Annotated in this window: 3 protein-coding genes; 1 reads left to right on the top strand and 2 read right to left on the bottom strand. The window is 62.6% G+C overall.

The window, feature by feature from the left end; genetic code table 11:
* On the bottom strand, positions 1 to 899 hold an 899-nt coding region (locus VZ95_RS17325; protein ID WP_045776971.1), incomplete at its 3' end, for a nucleoside hydrolase.
* Positions 896 to 1,609, bottom strand: coding sequence for an alpha/beta fold hydrolase (locus VZ95_RS17320; protein ID WP_045776970.1), 714 nt, complete (start codon positions 1,607 to 1,609; stop codon positions 896 to 898). The genes VZ95_RS17325 and VZ95_RS17320, both read right to left, overlap by 4 nt.
* 196 nt (positions 1,610 to 1,805) lie before the next feature.
* On the opposite strand from VZ95_RS17320, the gene VZ95_RS17315 reads away from it, so the two are divergent.
* Positions 1,806 to 3,124, top strand: a 1,319-nt coding sequence (locus VZ95_RS17315) for a DEAD/DEAH box helicase (RefSeq protein ID WP_156995371.1), incomplete at its 3' end; no start/stop codon positions are given.

The following is a 3,124-nucleotide window of genomic DNA, read 5'->3' as shown; positions in this document are numbered from 1 at the left end:
CCGTCGGCGTCGATCTCGGTCAGCACGAGGGCTTGCGGCAGCGGCGGTTTGGCCACGCTCCACCAGTCGGCGGTCAGGCGGCCTTCGTTCGGGCCGGGCAGCACATCGACGCCCACGCCGCCGCGTTGGCCGCGCATCAGATCGGGCCAGAGAATATGGCCGATGACACAGGGGTCGTGCAGCGGCGGCCCGTCGCTCTCAACATGGCGGCCTTTGCGGCCATAGGCGGCCATCATCGAGAGAACGGTGCGCGCCACCTGGGTTTCGACGCCGACTAATGGTTTGAGGCGCGCCGAACTGGCCTCGGCCTGCCAGGTCAAATCGAGCGGAATGATCTCCAGCGGCACGCCGCTGCGGCAAACAATCTGGGCCGCGTGCGGATCGGTGAGAAAATTGAACTCGGCGGCGGGGGTGGCATTGCCCTGGGCGACGCCGCCGCCCATGACGACAATGCGCGCGATGGAAACGGCGATCTCCGGGGCCTGGATCAAGGCGGCCGCGAGGTTGGTCAATGGGCCGGTACAGGCGAGAATAATTTCAGCCGGTGCGGCGGCGCGCAAGTGGCGGATGAGGGCGGGAACGGCGTGCTCGTCCGACACTGGGGCACGTGGCGGCGGCAGATGCTCCGCGCCCTTAAGGCCCGACTCGCCGTGGATATGGGCGGCGGTTTCGAGGCGGCGGAACAGCGGAGCCGGGCAGCCGGAGTGGATTGGCACCGATACACCGGCGAGATCGACCAGCAGGCGCGTGTTCTTAACCGTTTGTTCCAGCCCGACATTTCCCGCCGCCACCGTTATTCCGAGAATATCGAGTTCCGGGCTGGCGAAGGCGAGGAGTAGGGCGATGGCGTCATCGAGTCCCGGATCGCAGTCGATGATGATTTTCTGCGGTTTCGTCATGCCCCGGCCTCCTCTAGGAAAAACATCTCAAACAGGGCATTCACCTGATCGGGCTGCTCCAGCGTGGCGAGATGCCCGCAGTTTTCCAGCACATGCAGCCGGGCGCTCGGAAGGCCTCCGGCAATTTCCTCGGCGCGCTCGGGAGGCGTCAAAGCGTCCTCGCGGCCGACGATGACGAGGGCGGGGCAAGTGAAACCCGGCAGGTCCGGCACGCTATCGGCGCGGGTGAGAATGGCGTTCTGCTGGCGCAAAAACCCATCGCGGCCAATGCGTTGCGCCATACCGATAATCGTTTCCACCAAGGCCGCATCGTTCAGCCGGTCGGGGTGAATGAGCAAGGGGAGCAAACGGGGCGTAACCCCTTTGAAACGGCCAATTTTTGCCATGCGCATCAGCGCCATTCGGCGTTCGCGCTGCTCCTCGGTATCGGGGCGGGCGGAGGTATCGAGCAAGGCGACGCGGGTGACGCGCTCTTTAGCCTGCCGCAACACTTCGAGCGCCAGATAGCCGCCCATCGAAAGGCCCGCGAGGGCAAAGCGCGGCGGGGCATCGGCCAGTAGGCGCGCGGCCATGCCGGCAATCGTATCGTCTTTGGTCGTGTCGGCGACGCGCATGGCAACGCGCCCGGCCAGCGCTAAGCTCTGAGGCCGCCAGAGGTTTTCATCGCACAAGAGCCCAGGGCAAAAGATTAATTCAGGCAGATCGGACACGGAGCCTCTCAGTCGCAATTTTATCGGGCTTTACCCTAACGAAGCGCTTCGCTTATGCCAATCTTAGCCGAATCACGGCTGATGATTGCCGGGGCGGCGCGCTTTCATTTGACTTGGCGGCTTTGGAAGCGATAATGCGCAACAGACAAATCCCCGCCGTTTTTTCGGTTTCTTTACGAAGGCAGATTATCGCCGCATGTCGTTTGCTGACTTAGGTCTTAGCCCGGACGTTGTTAAAGCCGTTACCGACGCTGGGTATATTGACCCTACCCCGATTCAAGAGCAGGCGATCCCGCAGGTCCTTATGGGGCGGGATTTGTTGGGCTGCGCGCAGACCGGAACCGGAAAGACCGCCGGATTCACGCTGCCGATGATTGATATTCTCGCCAACGGGCGTGCCCGCGCGCGAATGCCGCGCTCGTTGATTTTGGAGCCGACGCGCGAACTCGCGGCGCAGGTTTCGGAAAACTTCGATAAATACGGAAAATACTGCAAGCTAACGATGGCGCTGCTGATTGGCGGCGTCTCCTTTGGCGATCAGGAAAAGCTGCTGGATCGCGGTGTCGACGTGCTCATCGCCACGCCGGGCCGTTTGCTCGATCATTTCGAGCGCGGGCGCATTCTGCTGAATGACGTGAAGATCCTGGTGATCGACGAGGCCGACCGGATGCTGGACATGGGGTTCATCCCCGATGTCGAGAAAATCGTGTCGCTGCTGCCGCCGCTGCGCCAAACGCTGTTTTTCTCGGCGACCATGCCGCCAGAAATCAAGCGTCTGGCCGATGCTTTCTTGCAGAACCCGCGCGAAATTACCGTCGCCCGCCAATCGACCACTGCCGAAACGGTCGAACAGGCGCTGGTCGTGGTGGAAGATTTGGATAAGCGGGCGGCACTGCGGCAGTTGCTGCGCTCCGAAGAAATTCGCAATGCCATCATCTTCTGCAATCGCAAGCGCGATGTGGATATTGTCGGCAAGTCGCTGAGCAAGCATGGGTTTAACGCCGGGGTGCTGCACGGCGACATGAACCAGAGCGCCCGCACCGAAATGCTCGAACGCTTCAAGGCGGGCGATGTGACGGTGCTGGTTGCCTCCGATGTCGCCGCGCGCGGGATTGATGTGGCGATGCTGAGCCATGTGTTCAATTTCGACGTGCCTATCCATGCCGAAGATTATGTGCATCGCATTGGTCGCACGGGCCGCGCCGGGAATCTCGGCAAGGCGTTTACCTTCGCAAAGCCGGACGATACGCGCTTCGTGCAGGCCATTGAAGCTATTATCGGTCGCCCAATCCCGCGCCTCACCCCCGAGGGCATGGAAACGCTGGAACTCTTGAGCGACGAGGAAGCCGCCGCCGAGCGCAAGAATAAGCGTCGCCGCCCCGACGGTAAGAGCGATGATCGTCGCCCGCGCCGCGATGCCCGTCCGGCGGGTGGCCCGCGCTCGGCAGAGGGCGACGCCCCGCATGTGATTAAAACGGTTGTTGCCGCCGCGCCTGCGCAACGCCGCGAGCGTGT

Source organism: Elstera litoralis, assembly GCF_000963705.1.
In the GTDB taxonomy this organism is placed as follows: domain Bacteria; phylum Pseudomonadota; class Alphaproteobacteria; order Elsterales; family Elsteraceae; genus Elstera; species Elstera litoralis.
Note: the sequence above shows the minus strand (reverse complement) of the source record. Positions and strands in the feature narration are given on the sequence as shown.